The sequence below is a fragment of the Streptomyces sp. NPDC037273 genome, from assembly GCF_055603625.1.
Window position 1 is genome coordinate 332137 of the sequence record NZ_JBVJVO010000005.1, and the last position, 17003, is coordinate 349139.

The window sequence follows — 17003 nt, forward strand, 5'->3', positions numbered from 1 at the left end:
GCGGCCAGGTCGCATGGGCGTACATCAGGCCACCGCCTTCCGGGTCGCGGCCGGGAGCCCGGCGACGACACCGAGGAGTCCCGCGTGGTCGACCACACCGAGGCAGCGGCCGTCCTCGACGACCCGCGCGTTCTGGCCCGTTCGGGCGACGGCCTCGATGGCCTCGTGGACGGTGGCGCCGGGGGCGAGCGCGGGGCCGGTGTCGCGCTCGTCGGCGAGCGCGGGGCGCATCGCCGAGCGGACGGTCAGCACCTGCTCGCGCGGCACGTCCCGGACGAAGTCCCGGACGTACTCGTCGGCGGGGGCGCCCACGATCTCCTCCGGCGTGCCGAGTTGCACGATCCGGCCGTCGCGCATCAACGCGATGCGGTCGCCGAGCTTCAGTGCCTCGCTCAGGTCGTGGGTGATGAAGACCATCGTGCGGCCCTCCTCGCGGTGCAGGCGGACGACCTCCTCCTGCATGTCCCGGCGGATCAGCGGGTCGAGTGCGCTGAACGGCTCGTCGAACAGGAGGACTTCGGGGTCGACGGCGAGCGCCCGGGCCAATCCGACCCGCTGCTGCTGACCGCCGGACAGCTGGCTCGGCCTGCGGTGCGCCATGCCGTCCAGGCCGACCTTGGTGACGAACTCCGCCGCCCGCTCCCGTCGTTCGCCGCGTCCCACGCCCTGGATCTCAAGGCCGTACGCGATGTTGTCGAGCACCGTGCGGTGCGGCAGCAGACCGAAGTGCTGGAAGACCATCGCCGCCCGGTGCCGGCGCAGCTCGCGGAGCCGGCCGGCGTCCATGGACAGGACGTCCTCGCCGTCGATGGAGAGGGTGCCCGAGGTCGGTTCGATGAGCCGGGTCAGGCAGCGGACGAGCGTCGACTTGCCCGAGCCGGAAAGGCCCATGACGACGAAGACCTCGCCCTTGCGGACGTCGAAGGAGACGTCGCGGACGGCCGCGGTACAGCCGGTGCGTTCGCGCAGCTCGGCGGCGCCGAGGGAGGAGAGCTCCTGGTCGGCGGGCACGCGGTCGGCCTTGGGGCCGAAGACCTTCCACAACCCCCGTACGGAGAAGACGGGTTCGGCGGTGTGTCGTGCTCGTGCCTGGTTCTGTGCCGGGTTCGGTGTCAGGTCGTTCATCGTCGGCTCCTTGCCAGCAGGTCCACACATTTCTCGCCGACCATGAGCACGCCGATCATCGGGTTGACGGCGGTCATGGTCGGGAAGACGGACGCGTCGGCGATCCTGATGCCGTCGAGGCCTCGGATCCTCAGGTCCGGTGCGACCACGGCGAGTTCGTCGTCGGCGGCGCCCATCCGGCAGGTTCCCGCCGGGTGGTACACGGTGTGCGCCACGTGGCGGGCGTACGCGCTGAGCTCCTCGTCGGAGGTGACCTCCGGCCCCGGGCACACCTCGCGCTTCAGCCAGCCGGCCAGCGGTTCGCTCGCCGCGATCCGCCGGGCGATCCGGATGCCGTCGACGAGGGTGCGGCCGTCGTAGTCGTCCTCGTCGGTGAAGTACCGGAAGTCGAGCGCGGGCTTGACCTCGGGGTCCGCGCTCGTCAGGTAGAGCCGGCCGCGGCTGCGCGGCTTGGGGATGTTCGGGGTCATCGACACGCCGTGCGCGGGCCGTTCGTAGCCGATCCGCTCGGGGTTGTCGGTGAAGGGGATCTGGTAGAAGTGGAACATCAGGTCCGGCCCCTCGGACGCCGGGTCCCGGCGGACGAACAGACCGGCGTCGGAGTCCATCGCGGAGTTCTCCGGGATCGGGCCGTGGGTCTCCCAGACGATGACCGACTCGGGGTGGTCGAGCAGGTTCTCCCCCACGCCCGGCAGGTCGTGCACGACCGGGATGCCGAGCTTCTCGAGGTCCGCGCGGGGGCCGATGCCGGAGTGCAGCAGCAGCCGCGGGGTGTCCACGGCGCCCGCGCAGACCAGGACCTCGCGCCGGGCGCGTACGACGTGCTCCCTGCCCTCCTTGGTGCGGATGTGCACGCCGGTGGCGCGGGTGCCTTCCAGTTCGAGGCGGAACGCCCAGGTCTCCAGGGCGATGTGCAGGTTCGGCCGGTCGAGGAAGGGGTGCAGATAGGCGACCGAGGCGGAGGAACGTTTGTTGTTCTCGGGGTGGTAGGCGAGGTCGAAGAAGCCGACGCCCTCGTGGAAGGGCTCCCGGTTGAAGCCCTCGACGCGCGGGACCCCGAGCGCGGTCTGCGCCGCGTCGACGAAGTCGCGGGCTATCGCGTTCCGGTCGGCCTCGTCGACGGGGACGATGTTGTTCCGCAGCCGGGCGAAGTAGGGGTCCATCGCCGCCGCGTCCCAGCCCTCGGCGCCGGCCTCGGCCCACTCGTCCCAGTCGGAGGGGAGGGGCTTGAAGGCGATGAGGGTGTTGTGCGAGGAGCAGCCGCCGAGGACCCGCGCGCGGCTGTGGCGGATGTACGAGTTGCCGCGTGGCTGTTCGGTGGTGGGGTAGTCGTAGTCAAGCTCGCCGCCGAGCAGGCCCATCCAGCGGCGCAGGGTGAGGACCTCGTCGCGGCCGACGTCGCTGGGGCCGCCCTCGATGACGGCGACGGTGACGTCGGGGTTCTCGGTCAGCCGGGAGGCGATCACCGAACCGGCGGTGCCACCGCCGACGACGACGTAGTCGTACACGTGCGGGTCGGTCATGCCTGGTCCTTCGCCGCCGTGCCCGCGAACCAGCGCACCGGGCGCGGAGCGAGGTTCTGGTAGATGTGCTTGGTCTCGCGGTACTCGGCGAGGCCGCTGGGGCCCAGTTCGCGGCCGATGCCGGACTTTCCGAAGCCTCCCCACTCCGCCTGCGGCAGGTAGGGGTGGAAGTCGTTGATCCAGACGGTGCCGTGGCGCAGCCGGGCCGCGACCCGGCGGGCCCGGTCGGCGTCGGAGGTCCAGACCGCTCCGGCGAGGCCGTACTCGGTGTCGTTGGCGAGGGTCACGGCCTCCGCCTCGGTGCGGAACGTCTCCACCGTGACGACGGGGCCGAAGATCTCCTCGCGGACGACGCGCATGCGGCGGTGGCACCGGTCGAGGACGGTGGGGCGGTAGAAGTATCCGGGGCCGGCCGGGCGTTCGCCGCCCGCGCGCAGGACCGCGCCCTCGCCGAGGGCGGAGGCCACGTACTGCTCGGTCCTCGCGACCTGGGCCTCGGAGACGAGCGGGCCGCACTCGACACCCGCGTCGGTGCCCCGGCCGAGCCGGATCAGCGCGGCCCGGCGGGCGAGTTCGGCGACGAACCGCTCGCGCAGGGGCTCCTCGACGATGAGGCGGGAGCCGGCGGAGCAGACCTGGCCGCTGTGGACGAAGGCGGCGTTGAGGGCCTGGTCGACGGCGGTGTCGAAGCCTTCGGGCGTCGAACAGGCGTCGGCGAAGACGACGTTGGGGTTCTTGCCGCCCAGTTCGAGGGCGACCTTCTTCACGCTGTCGGCGGCCGCCTTGGCGACCTTCGTGCCGCTGACGAGACCGCCCGTGAACGACACGAGGTCGACGTCCGGGTGTTCGGCGAGCCGGGCGCCGACGGTGTGGCCGGGGCCGGTGACGATGTTGGCCGCGCCGAGCGGCAGGCCGGCCTCCAGGAGCAGTTCGACCAGTACGACGGTGGTCAGTGGGGTGATCTCGCTGGGCTTGATCACGAACGTGTTGCCGGCGGCGAGGGCGGGAGCGATCTTCCAGCTGGCCTGGAGCATCGGGTAGTTCCACGGCGTGATCAGGGCGCAGACGCCGACCGGCTCGTGCACGACGACACTGCGGATGTCGTCCGAACCGGCGTCGACGACCCGTCCGCCGTCCTCCTTCTCGACGAGGTCGGCGAAGTAGCGGAAGGCATCGCGGACGCAGTCGACGTCGACGCGGCCCTCCTCGAGGGTCTTGCCCGCGTCCTGGCTCTCCAGGGCTCCGATCCGCTCGCGGTCGCGGTCGAGGAGGTCGGCGACCCGGCGCAGCAGGGCGGCGCGCTCGGCGACCGGCGTACGCGGCCAGGAGCCGTCGTCGAACGCGGCGCGCGCCGCGGCCACGGCGTCATCGGTGTCCCGGACGCCACCCTCGGCCACGACCGCGAAGGCGGTCGCGTCGACGGGGTCGATGATCTCGCGCGTGGCGCCGGAGAGGGCCGTGCGCCACTCTCCGCCCACATGGATGGTCTGTCGTGCTGCCGTCACGTCGTGTCTGGCCTTTCGTTCCGCTGAGTCCCCCTGCCGGTAGCACCGGCGGTTCGGCCGCCTGCCCTGGCTTCTCGGATCCATGTGCGATGCGTTGCGGAGAGTGGCCTGACTCACGCCTTAAGCCACTACAAACAGGGACATCTCACACAGTTCGGCGGTGCCGGACACACGAAGGAGGGCCCGCGCTCGATGAGCGCGGGCCCTCCTTCATGCGGACGCCGCAGGACGGTTCATGCGGACGTCGCAAAACCCTTCAAGCGGCCGTCACACGGCGACTCAGATGATCCGGCCGCCGAACGGGCCACCCAGGCCGTAGTACGTGCCCAGCTCGTGGCGGTAATCCGGGTCCCCGAGGTGCTTGTCGCGGTGGAACTCGGGCGCGGCCTTGATGTCCTCCTTGGACCGGTCGACGAAGATCTTCCGTTCGTCCACGTCGATCCGCACCACGGTGTCGGCCGGCAGGAGGACCTCCTTGCCGAAGATCCAGACTCCGGTGTCCACGACCAGGTAGGCGTCCCCGATCTCGTCGGAGTGCTTGTCCACCTTCCCGATGCCGCCGTCGATCGCCTCGACCTTGTAGCCGGTCAGATCGGTACCGGCCAGGTGACCCGCGGTCGGCTTGTAGCTCCACACGTGCTCAGTCACGCGAAAACAACTCCTCCGGTAGGCGAGGCCAGTCGGCGGATCGCCGCTGCCCTCCTCTTCCGTGTGCCGTGCGCGGCGGGGTGAATTCCCCGCCTGGCGTCCGCCTGCCCCGACCCCGGCGACACATTCCCCCGATTTCGCTCCGGCCCGGGGACCGGCCCCGGCGCGGGACTCCGTGGCGGGCTCGTGCCGATCGGCGGGTTCTCCGGTCGGGGAGGCGTGAAATCCGTGTCCGGGGTTACGAGCGGAGGTACGGCGCCGCCCCGGCGCGGCGCCGTTCCCACCGACGGAAACGGGTGACGATGCCTGAGCGGCGAAGGCGACGTCCGGCTGCGGCCGCTGCGCGACGGGGGCTGGGAAGGGCGCGTCCACATGCGGCTGGGCCAGGCCGGGGCGTTCGCCGTGGTCGATGTCGACCGCGCCGGTCTGCGGGCCTGGCCGGACGAGACGTACGTCTCCGTGCCCGAGGGCGCGGAGGCCGCGCGGGTCGACTGGGGGGCCGGGACCTCCCAGCTCTTCGCCCGCCCGTAAGGACGGGCCATCCCGCGCGAGGGACCGACACGAACTCACGTGACAGGAGGAACTGATGCTGGAGAGCTGGCGTGCACGCGCCGCCTGCCAGGATGTCGACCCCGACCTCTTCTTCCCGGTCGGGACGGGCGCCCCGGCGCTGGTCCAGGCCGAGGAGGCCAAGGAGATCTGCCGCGGCTGCCCCGTACGCGAGGAGTGCCTGCGCTGGGCCATGGACGACTCCCACCAGGTGACGGGAGTGTGGGGCGGCCTGCGCGAGGACGAGCGGCAATCCCTGAAGCGCAGGGCGCGTCGCCGCGCCGACAGGGCGAATTGAGCCACTGGGCCCCGCACGGAGCGGGGTGGCCCCGCGGCACATGACGCGGCTATGGCAGAGCGGCGCCCCGAGCAGAGATCCACAAGGCGTACCACTCGTCGTGGCTCAGGTCGGGTCCGGCCGTCGCGGCACCCCGGCAGGCACGGATGCGCGCCGGGTTCGACGTCCCGATCACGGGGACGATCCGGGCCGGATGGCGCCGCAGCCACCACAGCACGATCGTCTCCGGCGTGGTGCCCTTGGCCTCGGCGAGCGAAGTCACCAACGCGGCGGTGGCCGACTCCTGCCGGGTCCCCCGCGCCCCGGTGTAGCGCCCCTGGGCCAGCGCTCCCCACGCCTGGAGCTCGATGTCGTGGGTGAGGCAGTGCTCGACGGTACCGGCGGGGAACCCGTTGGCCGCGGACTCCGGGGTGTTGACGAGGACGCCGTCCTCCAGCCAGGCGCGCCGGTGCAGGCTCATCTCCAGCTGGTTGGCCACGAGCGGCAGGTCCATGTGGGCCTGGAGCCGGGCGATCTGCGCGGCGTTCATGTTCGAGACGCCGAATCGGCGGACGAGCCCCTGCCGGTGGAGCGAGGTCAGGGCATCGCCGATGGCGGCGGGGTCGGCCAGCGGGTCGGGGCGGTGCAGCAGGAGGACGTCGAGGACGTCGGTGCGCAGCCGCTCCAGGCTCTCCTCGACCCTGCGGACGACGGAGGAGCCCCGCAGGTCATAGAGGCCGGGCCGGTCCCCGTCGGCCAGCCTGATGCCGCACTTGGTCTGCAGCGTGATCCGCTCACGGAGTCCCGCCGAACGGGCCAGCACCTCGCCGAAGACGGCTTCCGACTTTCCGCGCCGGTAGATGTCGGCATGGTCGAACGCGGTGATGCCGCTGTCCAGCGCCGCCTCGACGGCGGCCTCCGCCGCATCGATGTCGGCGGCCGTGTAGCGCTCCGCGTCCCAGCCTCCTCCCAGTCCCATGCAGCCGAGGAGGAGGCGGTCGTCGGTCTTCTCGGGAAGGGTCACCGGGCCACCTTCGCATACGCACTCGCCCCGATGCCCAGGACGGTGTGCAGCGGGTACGGGCCCACCTGCCCGCCCAACGAACGGGCATGGGCCCACCCCCCGTCAGGCGTGGACGGGCCCACCGCCGCCCGTCGTTCAGGCACGGCGGCGCGACCACCATCGGCCGCGGCGCCGTGGAGGCACGGCCCTGCCCAGGTGGCCCACGAGCACGTAGACACGACCGGCAGTAGCAGGCCGAACGGCACGCCCAGGAGAACGTGCGGCTACGGCGCGTACGTGACGGTGACCTGCTCGAATCCCAGGCCCCTGAGCAGGCCTTGGAGCATCGACGTGGTGTTCTTCTCGGCCCGCAGGGTGAGGTCGCTCTCCTGGGCCGCGGCCCCGATGCGGTCGGCGGCGAGGATGTGGACGGCGCGCTCGTCGGCCGGGTTGTCGGAGAACAGGTCGCCGAGCCGGTCGACCAGGCCGCGCTGCTTGGAGACGGTGTAGGACCGCTTGGGGTCCACGGCGGGCTCGGCGAGCCGTGCGTGCGGCAGCCGGAGGGTGGCGGTGGTGCGTTTCTCGTCGACGGTCACGCTGCCCTGCCCGATGCCACCGAAGTCGACGTACGCGGCCACGCTGCCGCTCGCGACGAAGAGCGTGCGGGTCCCACGGATCGAGTCGGGCAGCAGCCGGGCGTCCTTCTCCAGGTCGACCACGACCTGGTAGTTGCCGGCGGCGCCCTCGTACCGGTGCATGTCCTGGATGGACTTCAGCACCGCCGGACCGGAACGGTCCTTCGTGTCGACGCCGAACACGTCGTACAGGCCCGGTACGTGGACGAACCGCCCCAGGACGAAGAGGAGCAGGCACAGCGGGAAGAGCACCACGGCGACGACGGGCCACCTGCGCGGGGCTCTGCCATGCTTCGGCGTTCCGCTTTCCAGAGGAGTTCTGCTTTCCCGAGGCTTGCCTTCCGCGTCTTCTCGCATGTGTCGCTGGTGCCCCGCCGACGGATGATCACTCCCCGTCAGGTCCGTTCCGGGGCTGGAGGGACTTCCGAGACGAAAGGTTCCCCGTCGGTACCCCGTTGGTTCCCCCCAAGGTCGATCGACACGACCCGGACGTCACGTGGGTAGGAGAGCGGCATGGACAGCGACCTGTTGCTCGTCGTGGCCGTGGTTCTCCTGCTCGTGGCGGCGGGATGCGCGGCCGTTCTGCTCGTGCGCGTCTTCAGGGCGCGCAGGCTGCTGCTGGACGCCGGTGTGCCGTTGCGGTCCAAGGCCCTGTTCTGGGTGGCGGTGGTGTACACGCTCTCACCGGTCGACCTGATCCCGGACCCCGTCTACCTGGACGACATCAGCGTACTCCTGATCGCCTTGCGGGCGCTGCACACGGCGGCCGCGCGGAGCGGGGCGGACCGCGAGGTCGACGGTGATGCCACGTGACGGCACCCGAGACCGCCCACCGAGATCGCCGCGTCCCGGCCCTGCCTGTCGGTGACGGTGCTCGCCCGCGGCGAGCTGGGCGCCCAGCTCAGCCCCGGAGCCTGCCCCCACCTGCGGCAGGCCTGCGACCCGATGCTCGGCCCGGCCGAGACGTTCGAGCGGCGCGAGTCGGTCTTCCTGGCCATGCCGACCCTCGTGCCTCACGGTCGCGCCGCGCCGGCGAGGTCGACCCCGTGTCCGCCCGCAGGATCGTCGACCTCGTCCGCCTCACCGAGGCCTGGCACCCGTCGGATCGTCGGGTCACCACCGGGTGATGTGCGGCGTGTCCGCTGCGTGCTGCCGGGACGCCGAAGCGCCTATGCGATCGTCCGGGCGCGGTGTGCCGACGGCCCGGACGGGAAGACGGGATGGCAGGCTCGGAGGGTCCGGACGGCGTGGGCGGAGCGAGGTGGTAGGTGACACGGCTCAGCGAACCTGGGGGGTACGCCGATCGGGTGAAGCGGCTGCGCCGCGACCCGTTTGTCGTACAGACGGTGCGGTCGACGGCGGCGGCGACGCTGTCGTACGTCGTCGCGCTCTGGCTGAGCAGCGAACCGGCGCCGCTGACCGCGCCGCTGACCGCGCTGCTCGTCGTCCAGGTCACGCTCTACTCGACGCTCACCACGAGCCTGCGCCGGGTCAACTCCGTCGTCGTCGGTGTGCTCATCGCGATCGCCTTCAGCGCGCTCGTCGGACTGTCCTGGTGGAGCCTCGCCCTGGTCATCCTGGCGTCGCTGGTGGTGGGGCGGCTCGTCAAGGTGGAGGAGTTCGTTCCCGAGGTCGCGATCAGCGCGATGCTCGTGCTCGGCGTCACCCAGGTCGCCTACACCGCCTGGGACCGGGTCTTGGAGACCCTGATCGGCGCCGTCGTCGGGATGCTCTTCAACCTGGTGCTCGCCGCTCCCGTCTGGGTGGACACGGCGGGTGACTCGATCGAGGACCTGGCCCGGCGGATGCGCCGGCTGCTGCTCGACGTGGCGGAGGAGTTCGCCGGGGCGCCGCCGGTCGAGCGGGCGGCGGCCCGGCTGCACGAGGCGCGGCGGCTCGACAACGACGTGGCCGACGTGGACGCGGCCCTGCGCACCGCCGAGGACAGCCTGCGCTTCAACCCGCGTGTCAGGGAAGGACTGCTGCACCGGATCGTGCTGCGCACGGGGCTCGACACGCTGGAGATCTGTGCCGTCGTGCTCCGCGTCCTCACCCGCACCCTCACCGACCTGGCCAAACAGCGGGCCGGTGAGGAGCTGCTGACCGGTCCGGCGGCGCTCGCCGTGCAGGAGACGGCGCAGCACACCGCCGACGCGTTCGTGAGTTACGCGGTCCTCGTGACGACGTCCGGCAGCGAGGACGCGGAGGCGGCCGAGACCCGGCTCGCCGGCGAACTGCGCGCGGCCCGCGCCTGCCGGGACAGCGCCGCGGACCTGCTGCTCGCCCTCGCCCTGCGGGACCCCGGCAGTTGGCAGCTGTACGGGGCGCTGCTGGCCGAGATCGACCGTGTACTCGACGAGATGGACCCCGACCATCGGGGCCGGCGCCTGATGGAGGAGCTCGACCGCCACACCCGCGACCGCCTGCGCCGCCTCTCGCCCAGGCCCGGCCGCGCGTCACGAGCGGACTGATCCGCGGGCGTTCACCGCAGGCCGGGCGGCTTCGGGCCGGTCAGGTCACGGCCCGGACGGCGGCGAAGACGGAAGCGGGGGAACCTCGATGCTCACCGGACCGCGCTCGCACGCCCGGGGCACGTCGGGCGGGCCGCGCTGATTCCGCCGCGCTGCTTCGGCCACACTCCCGGTCACGCTCGCGGTCACGTCCCCGGGCACGTCACCGTCGCGCGTCACCTCACCGGTCGACACCCCGCTCGCTAGCATGAAACGCATGGCCATCAGACTCGAGAACGTCGGCATCGCTGTTCGTGACCTCGAAGCGGCGATCTCCTTCTTCACCGACCTCGGCCTCACGGTCCTCGGCCGTGACACGGTCAGTGGCGAGTGGACCGACACCGCCGTCGGCCTCGACGGCAACCACGCCAACATCGCGATGCTCCAGACGCCGGACGGACACGGCCGCCTTGAGCTCTTCGAGTACATCCACCCGGATGCGATCGAGTCGGAGCCCACCCGCCCCAACGAGATCGGCATGCATCGCGTCGCCTTCGCGGTCGACGACATCGACGAGGCCCTTGAGACGGCCGCGAAGCACGGATGCCGTCCGCTGCGCGGTGTGGCGACCTACGAGGGCGTCTACAAGCTCACGTATGTCCGTGGTCCCAGCGGCATCCTGGTGATGCTCGCGGAAGAGTTGAAGAAGGGCTGACCGGCGGCAGGACCGGCCCGGCGGGGCACCACAACTGGTTGGACGTGTCGGAGATGCCGTGTGGGCCACGGCGTAGCGCAAGACGTTTCCGTACCCGACGTTTCCGTACCCGACGTTTCCGTACCCGACGTTTCCGTGCCCCACGGTACGTCCCGCCCCGCATGTGGATCGTCCCGCCGGGGGGGCGCGGTCGGAGCGGCCTCCGTGCCCGCCGCCCCGCCGGTGAGTTACGGAAACCGCTCCGGTGGTGGCTTCGGCCGACCGGGCTCAGGCTGGGATGTGCGTGCGTGGGGCGGAGAGGTCGCCGCCCCGCTGTCGGGTGCCGGGCGACGTTTGACATGGCGGCGGCGGGTGAGGCGATACGACACCGGGACGGGGCCACTGAGGCAGGGCCGTGTCGGAGAACACCCCGGATGGCGTGCCACTCGACCGACGGAGAACGGCCCTGCGCGCCGGGCTCACGAGGCCGGCCCCGACCGAGGAGCGCGCCACCGTGCAGTACGAGGAAAGGCAGCACCACCGATGACCGACAGCCGACCCTTCACCACGACCGATTCCGGCGCTCCTGTGGAGAGCGACGAACACTCGCTCACCGTGGGCGCGGGCGGTCCGATCCTGATGCAGGACGCCTATCTGATCGAGCAGATGGCGCAGTTCAACCGCGAGCGCATCCCTGAGCGCCAGCCGCACGCCAAGGGCAGCGGCGCGTTCGGCCACTTCGAGGTCACCCACGACGTCAGCGGCTACACCAAGGCGGCACTGTTCCAGCCGGGCGCCCGCACCGAGCTGGTCGTCCGCTTCTCCACGGTGGCCGGCGAGCGGGGCAGCCCGGACACCTGGCGCGACCCGCGCGGCTTCGCGGTGAAGTTCTACACCAGCGAAGGCAACTACGACATGGTCGGCAACAACACGCCGGTCTTCTTCGTCAAGGACCCGATGAAGTTCCAGCACTTCATCCGGTCGCAGAAGCGCCGCGCGGACAACAACCTGCGCGACCACGACATGCAGTGGGACTTCTGGACCCTCTCCCCGGAGTCCGCCCACCAGGTCACCTGGCTGATGGGCGACCGGGGCATCCCGCGCACCTGGCGCCACATGAACGGCTACACCTCGCACACGTACATGTGGATCAACGCCTCGGGTGAGCGGTTCTGGGTGAAGTACCACTTCAAGACCGACCAGGGCATCGAGTTCTTCACCCAGCACGAGGCCGACCAGATGGCGGCCGTCGACACGGACTACCACACGCGGGACCTGTTCGAGCACATCCGCGACGGCGCGTTCCCGAGCTGGACGCTGCACGTGCAGGTCATGCCGTACGAGGACGCCGCGACCTACCGGTTCAACCCGTTCGACCTCACCAAGGTGTGGCCGCACGGGGACTACCCGCTCATCCCGGTCGGCCGCATGACGCTCGACCGCAACCCCACCGACAACCACGCCGAGATCGAGCAGGCCGCCTTCCAGCCGAACAACCTCGTCCCCGGCATCGGCCCCAGCCCCGACCGGATGCTGCTGGCCCGCCTCTTCTCGTACGCGGACGCGCACCGCCACCGCATCGGCGCCAACTACCAGCAGCTCCCGGTGAACGCGCCCGTCGTCGACGTCCACACGTACTCGAAGGACGGGGCGATGGCCTTCCGCAAGACGGCCGACCCGGTCTACGCACCCAACTCCAAGGGTGGACCGGCCGCCGACACCGACCGCTACGGGACCCCGCCCAGCTGGGCGGCGGACGGCGAGATCACCCGGGCGGCCTACGTCTCCCACCCGGAGGACGACGACTGGGGTCAGCCCGGCACCCTCGTGCGCGAGGTGATGGACGACGCCGCCCGCGACCGTCTGGTGGACAACGTCGTCGGTCACCTGCTCAACGGCGTCTCCGAGCCCGTGTTGGAGCGTGCCTTCGCCTACTGGACGAACATCGACAAGGCCATCGGCGAACGCATCGCCCAGGGCGTACGGGCCAAAGCCGACGAGAAGGACCCCAAGGCCGCCGAACAGGGAAACCCCGCCCGCCGCTCCATGCAGGAAAAGGCCTGAGTACGGGAACAGGCCTGACAGAGCCCCCGGCCGGCGTGGGGACGTCCCTTCAGTCCGAAGGCGTCTCCCCCGGCCGGGTGGGCTCCCGGCCGGGCTGACGGGGACGTCGCTGCCGCGGCGCCCGGGCGTTCTCCCACGGCCGGTCGAAGGCGTCCGCCGCGGGAGCGGTGACGACCTTGGGGAGGGCGCCCGGATGCTCCCGCGCGAGCCAGCCGACGAGCTCCTCCCGTACGGCACAACGGGTCGTCCACAGGTCGTCGGCGTCCTTGGCGGTCACGATCGCCCGCACCGTGATGCCGGTCGGTGAGGTGTCGGTGACGGCGAGATCCCAGCCCCGCCCGTCCCAGGTGTCGCACGTGGTGAGGAACTCCCGGAGGTGCGCCCGGACGAGCCCGACCGGTGTCGAGTGGTCGCAGTGGACGAACACCGACCCCGTCAGCTCCGCGCCGCCGCGCGACCAGTTCTCGAACGGCCGCGAGGTGAAGTACGAGACGGGGAGCGTGACGCGCCGCTCGTCCCAGGTCCGGACCGTGAGGAAGGTGAGCGTCACCTCCTCCACGACACCCCACTCCCCGTCCACGACGACGGTGTCACCGATCCGGACCATGTCGCCGAAGGCGATCTGGAAGCCGACGAAGAGGTTGCTCAGCGTCGACTGGGCCGCCACACCGGCCACGATGCCGATGATGCCGGCCGAGGCGAGCAGGGACGTGCCGAGGGTGCGGAACGAGGGGAAGGTGACGAGGGCCGCGGCGGCGGCGAGCACCCCGACGGCCACGGACACCACCCGCATGATCAGGGTGACCTGGGTACGGACCCGGCGCAGCCGGGCGGCGTCGCGTGAACGTCCGGCGTACCGCGCGTACGAGGACTCGACGACGGCCGCGACCGTTCGTACCGCGAGCCAGGCGCCTCCGCCGATCAGGCACAGCAGCAGGACGCGGCTCACCGCCCCCGCGTGCTCTTCGAGCGGTCCCCGTCCGGGCGACGCCGTCGGGTAGGTCCATCTGAGCAGGGCGGCCAGCACGACGACGTACAGCGGCGTGCGGCAGCGGCGCAGCAGCCCCCACAGCGGGGTCTCCGGATGCCTCGTGTCGGCGAACCGTGCCAGCAGGTCCGCCGCACGGCAGACGGCGAAGGCGGCCAGCGCCGAGCCGCCGACGGAGATCGCCAGTCGGATAAGGCTCTCCATGTGCTCCCCAGTCGATGAGTCGAACAGGTTCGTCCCGTACGCCTCACCGCAGGCGAGCACGCCAAACATCCGCCGGACGAGTCCGGCGGCGCCGGTCGGCGGTCAGCCCGCCCGCCCCGCCCGCGGCACGCGCTCGGGCGGCGGCGGTGGTGGAGGCGGGGTCCCGTCGCCGAACGGGCGGCCGCCGAGCTGTTCCCGCCCGTGCGGCGAGAGCCAGCCGCGGGTGTCCGGGCCCCGGGGGACGACCCCGGTCGGGTTGATGTCGTGATGGACGACGTAGTAGTGCGCCTTGATCTGCGCGAAGTCGATCGTGTCGCCGAAGCCGGGCGTCTGGAACAGGTCCCGCGCGTAGGCCCACAGTGCCGGGAGTTCGGTCAGTTTCTGCCGGTTGCACTTGAAGTGGCCGTGGTAGACGGCGTCGAAGCGCACCAGGGTCGGGAAGAGGCGGACGTCGGCCTCGGTGAGGGTGTCGCCGACCAGATAGCGCCGGCGGGCGAGCCGCTCCTCCAGCCAGTCCAGCCGTGCCCACAGGCGCTGGTACGCCACGTCGTACGCCCGCTGGCCGGTGGCGAAACCGCACTGGTAGACACCGTCGTTGACGTCCCGGTACACCTTGTCGGCCACGTCGTCGATCTCGTCGCGCCACCCCTCCGGATAGAGGTCCGGCGCTCCGTCCCGCTGGTGGGCCGCCCACTCGCTGCCCAGGTCGAGCGTGATCCGCTCGAAGTCGTTGGTCACCACCCGGCCGGTGGGGACGTCGACGATCGCGGGCACCGTGATGCCGCTCGGATAGTCCGGTTCACGGCGGACGTACGCCTCCCGTAGCGTCTCGATGCCGAGGACGGGGTCCCGGCCGCCCGGGTCCAGGTGGAAGCACCAACTGCGCTCGTCGTGCAGGGGCCCGGCGATCCCCAGGGAAAGCACGCCCTCCAGTCCCATCAGGCGTCGGACGATCGCGCTCCGGTTCGCCCACGGGCAGGCCCGCGCGATGACGAGGCGGTAGCGCCCGGCCTCCACCGGGAAGCCGTACCGGCCGTCCGCCGTGATCCGGGTCGTGATGTACGTGCGGTCGCGCTCGAACGAGCCGTCACCGGTCATGGGACCGCGCCTTCCTTGCACCCCTCGCGCGGAAGCCGCCCTCGGGGCCGTCGGGCCCGCGCTCGTCACGTACCGCCCGCGCCTTCTCCTCATCGGTCCACGAGCTGGTGTCACGCGGCTCGACGTACGGCTCCTCGTCCGGCGGCATGCCGCCGACGACCGCCCGTTGACGCAGGGTCTCCGCGTCGAATTCCAGGCCCAGGAGCACGGCCAGGTTGCTGATCCACAGCCAGATCAGGAAGACGACGACGCCGCCCATCGTGCCGTAGGTCCTGTTGTACGAGGCGAACTCGGCCACGTAGACGGCGAACCCGGCGGAGGCGGCCAGCCAGATCAGCAGGGCGAGGGCGCTGCCCGGGGTGATCCACCGCCAGCCCCTGCTCTCGACGTTCGGACTCGCCCAGTACAAGAGCGCGAGGATCATCGTCACGAGCACGACCAGAACCGGCCACTTGGCGATCGACCACACCGTCAGCGCGGAGTCGCCGACGCCCAGCACGTCGCCCGCGCGGCGCGCCACCTCGCCGGTGAGCACGACGATCAGCGCGCTCGCCGCGGCCATGAGCACCAGCAGCGTGGTCAGCCCCAGGCGGATGGGCAGCACCTTCCAGAGCGGGCGGCCCTCGGGGACGTCGTAGACGCGGTTGGCGGCGCGCATGAACGCCCCCACGTAGCCGGAGGCCGACCACAGGGCGAGCACCACGCCGACCGTCGCCATGACGGCTCCCGCACCGGGCGCCCCTTGCAGGTTCTCCACGGCCCGGCCGAGCACGTCGCGGGCCGGGCCCGGCGTGAGCTCGCCAAGGCTGTCCAGGACCCTGTCCACCGTCGACCGGCCGCTGACGCCCAGCAGCGAGACGAGCACGAGCAGCCCCGGGAAGAGGGCCAGCAGGCCGTAGTACGTGAGGGCGGCGGCCCGGTCCGTCAGCTCGTCGGATACGAACTCCCGCGCCGACCTCCGGAGGATCGCGAGCCAGGAGTGCCGGGGCAGCTCAGTCGGCGAGTCGGGCGCACGCCGCTCGACCTCGGGCCCGGGGCCGACGTCCCGCGGTCTCGGCGCCGTACGGGCGGAGGGGGCGGGCGCGGCGGGCACCGCACGGTCTTCCTGAGGAACTTCCCGTTCGGCCATGCACGGGCGGATACCCGCGCAGGCCCGGACCACGCCCTCCCGCGGCCCCTGACCTCCCTCGACCCCGCCCACTGGCCCCCAGGCCGGCCGCGGATCAGGGCCCCTCTCGATGTTTGAAATCGCATTTATGGCGAAGACGTGCAGATAGCTGTGGAAGCCCACAGCGAACGGCTCTTCGGGCTCGGCATTCCCGGCAGGAGGTGCTCCGTGAATATCGGCGTGGGGCGGCACGGGTTCCGTTGGGGCAGGAAAGGGATGCTCCTTCGGTGGACGCCCAAGGCGCTCATGTGCCGGACCTTCGCGCGGTTCACGAAGTGGGCGATTCGGCTGATGGTGTGGGGAGCGCGGATGGCGCTGAGACGGGGCCTGCACGCAATGACGCCGAGGCCTGTCCGACGCTGGGTGTAGGGCGGACATGGAGCCAGGACGTGTGAAAGGACGGGACATGAGCACGTGGCAGAAGGCCAAAGCCCAGATGGAGCAGACGGGGGGTAAGGCCATCAGGAAGTCGGCGCACACGATGGGCAAGGAGAAACTGGCGGCCAAGGGCGGAGCGCTCGAAGCGCGAGGAAAGGCCCGGAGCCTGAAGGAAAAGACGAAGGACAGGTTCTCCTGACCTGGCGGCCGAGTCGGAGTTCGTCATCCCGAAGGCTGTCGGAAAGCGGCATGGGTCGCAGCGATCAATCATCCACGCACCGGACAAGAAGGAATCATGGGAATACTTGCTTGGATCCTCCTCGGGTTTCTCGCGGGCATCATCGCCAAGATGCTTATGCCGGGGAAGGACCCGGGCGGCATCATTGTCACCACGCTCATCGGAATCGCCGGCGGTCTGCTCGGCGGATGGCTCGGCAAGGTCATCTTCGATGTGGACTCCATTGACGGGTTCTTCGAACTCTCCACCTGGATAGCCGCCATCATCGGGTCGATCATCCTGCTCGCGGTCTACCGTCTCTTCGCGCGCCACAGGTGACGGGCGGAACACTCCCTTGGCGTCCGGCCCGCCCTGGGGGGGGGGGGGGGGGGGGGGGGGGGGGGGGGGGGGGGGGGGGGGGGGGGGGTGGGGGGGGGGAGGGGGGGGGGGGGGGGGGGGGGGGAGGAGGAGGGGACG

The 17003-nt window shown here is 71.3% G+C and carries 17 protein-coding genes; 8 read left to right on the forward strand and 9 right to left on the reverse strand.

The features are described from left to right. Window positions 1-24: 24 nt before the first annotated feature. From ACZ7G1_RS16400 to ACZ7G1_RS16415, 4 genes are all read right to left on the reverse strand, one after another. Window positions 25-1125 carry a quaternary amine ABC transporter ATP-binding protein gene (locus ACZ7G1_RS16400; protein ID WP_470881781.1) on the reverse strand — a complete coding sequence of 367 codons (1101 nt, stop codon included), beginning with the start codon at window positions 1123-1125 and terminating at the stop codon, window positions 25-27. Further along, complete coding sequence (locus ACZ7G1_RS16405) at window positions 1122-2648, reverse strand: GMC family oxidoreductase (RefSeq protein ID WP_470881779.1); 1527 nt, start codon at window positions 2646-2648, stop codon at window positions 1122-1124. Before ACZ7G1_RS16405 ends, ACZ7G1_RS16400 begins: the two co-directional genes overlap by 4 nt. Continuing rightward, window positions 2645-4153, reverse strand: a complete 1509-nt coding sequence (locus ACZ7G1_RS16410; RefSeq protein WP_470881778.1) for an aldehyde dehydrogenase family protein — start codon at window positions 4151-4153, stop codon at window positions 2645-2647. Before ACZ7G1_RS16410 ends, ACZ7G1_RS16405 begins: the two co-directional genes overlap by 4 nt. 279 nt (window positions 4154-4432) lie before the next feature. After that, a complete protein-coding gene (locus ACZ7G1_RS16415; protein ID WP_470881776.1) occupies window positions 4433-4801 on the reverse strand; it encodes a PRC-barrel domain-containing protein in 369 nt (122 codons plus the stop codon). A gap of 306 nt (window positions 4802-5107) precedes the next feature. On the opposite strand from ACZ7G1_RS16415, the gene ACZ7G1_RS16420 reads away from it, so the two are divergent. Both ACZ7G1_RS16420 and ACZ7G1_RS16425 read left to right on the forward strand, forming a co-directional pair. After that, window positions 5108-5332: an SsgA family sporulation/cell division regulator gene (locus tag ACZ7G1_RS16420; protein WP_470881834.1), complete on the forward strand. Its 225-nt coding sequence runs from the start codon at window positions 5108-5110 to the stop codon at window positions 5330-5332. Window positions 5333-5390: 58 nt separating this feature from the next. Beyond that, window positions 5391-5648, forward strand: a complete 258-nt coding sequence (locus tag ACZ7G1_RS16425; RefSeq protein ID WP_470881832.1) for a WhiB family transcriptional regulator — start codon at window positions 5391-5393, stop codon at window positions 5646-5648. A 49-nt stretch (window positions 5649-5697) separates the two neighbouring features. Here the strand turns inward: ACZ7G1_RS16425 and ACZ7G1_RS16430 are convergent, their stop codons facing one another. Together ACZ7G1_RS16430 and ACZ7G1_RS16435 are read right to left on the reverse strand one after the other, a co-directional pair. Further along, entirely contained in the window at window positions 5698-6651 is a 954-nt protein-coding gene (locus ACZ7G1_RS16430) for an aldo/keto reductase (RefSeq protein WP_470881774.1), read from the reverse strand. A gap of 263 nt (window positions 6652-6914) precedes the next feature. Next, window positions 6915-7622 (reverse strand): DUF4230 domain-containing protein, encoded by a 708-nt coding sequence (locus ACZ7G1_RS16435; protein WP_470881773.1) that lies wholly within the window; start codon window positions 7620-7622, stop codon window positions 6915-6917. Between the two features lie 156 nt (window positions 7623-7778). Between ACZ7G1_RS16435 and ACZ7G1_RS16440 the strand changes: the two genes are divergently transcribed. The 4 genes from ACZ7G1_RS16440 (at window position 7779) to ACZ7G1_RS16455 (ending at window position 12473) form a co-directional block, all read left to right on the forward strand. Then, entirely contained in the window at window positions 7779-8078 is a 300-nt protein-coding gene (locus ACZ7G1_RS16440) for a YkvA family protein (RefSeq protein WP_470881772.1), read from the forward strand. A gap of 494 nt (window positions 8079-8572) precedes the next feature. After that, window positions 8573-9736 carry an FUSC family protein gene (locus ACZ7G1_RS16445; protein WP_470881771.1) on the forward strand — a complete coding sequence of 388 codons (1164 nt, stop codon included), beginning with the start codon at window positions 8573-8575 and terminating at the stop codon, window positions 9734-9736. A gap of 256 nt (window positions 9737-9992) precedes the next feature. After that, window positions 9993-10430, forward strand: coding sequence for a VOC family protein (locus ACZ7G1_RS16450; RefSeq protein ID WP_470881770.1), 438 nt, complete (start codon window positions 9993-9995; stop codon window positions 10428-10430). A gap of 522 nt (window positions 10431-10952) precedes the next feature. Next, window positions 10953-12473, forward strand: a complete 1521-nt coding sequence (locus tag ACZ7G1_RS16455) for a catalase (RefSeq protein WP_470881769.1) — start codon at window positions 10953-10955, stop codon at window positions 12471-12473. Between the two features lie 49 nt (window positions 12474-12522). Here the strand turns inward: ACZ7G1_RS16455 and ACZ7G1_RS16460 are convergent, their stop codons facing one another. The 3 genes from ACZ7G1_RS16460 to ACZ7G1_RS16470 form a co-directional block, all read right to left on the reverse strand. Further along, a complete protein-coding gene (locus ACZ7G1_RS16460; RefSeq protein ID WP_470881768.1) occupies window positions 12523-13665 on the reverse strand; it encodes a mechanosensitive ion channel family protein in 1143 nt (380 codons plus the stop codon). 102 nt (window positions 13666-13767) lie between these two features. Continuing rightward, entirely contained in the window at window positions 13768-14763 is a 996-nt protein-coding gene (locus ACZ7G1_RS16465; protein WP_470881767.1) for a glutathione S-transferase family protein, read from the reverse strand. Next, a complete protein-coding gene (locus tag ACZ7G1_RS16470; protein ID WP_470881766.1) occupies window positions 14753-15892 on the reverse strand; it encodes a YihY/virulence factor BrkB family protein in 1140 nt (379 codons plus the stop codon). The genes ACZ7G1_RS16465 and ACZ7G1_RS16470 overlap by 11 nt, the downstream gene beginning before the upstream one ends. A gap of 445 nt (window positions 15893-16337) precedes the next feature. Here ACZ7G1_RS16470 and ACZ7G1_RS16475 point away from each other — a divergent pair, with 445 nt between their 5' ends. After that, on the forward strand, window positions 16338-16508 hold the full coding sequence (locus tag ACZ7G1_RS16475; RefSeq protein WP_470881765.1) for a hypothetical protein: 171 nt from the start codon (window positions 16338-16340) through the stop codon (window positions 16506-16508). Between the two features lie 96 nt (window positions 16509-16604). Then, complete coding sequence (locus ACZ7G1_RS16480; protein WP_470881764.1) at window positions 16605-16865, forward strand: GlsB/YeaQ/YmgE family stress response membrane protein; 261 nt, start codon at window positions 16605-16607, stop codon at window positions 16863-16865. Window positions 16866-17003: the final 138 nt, after the last annotated feature.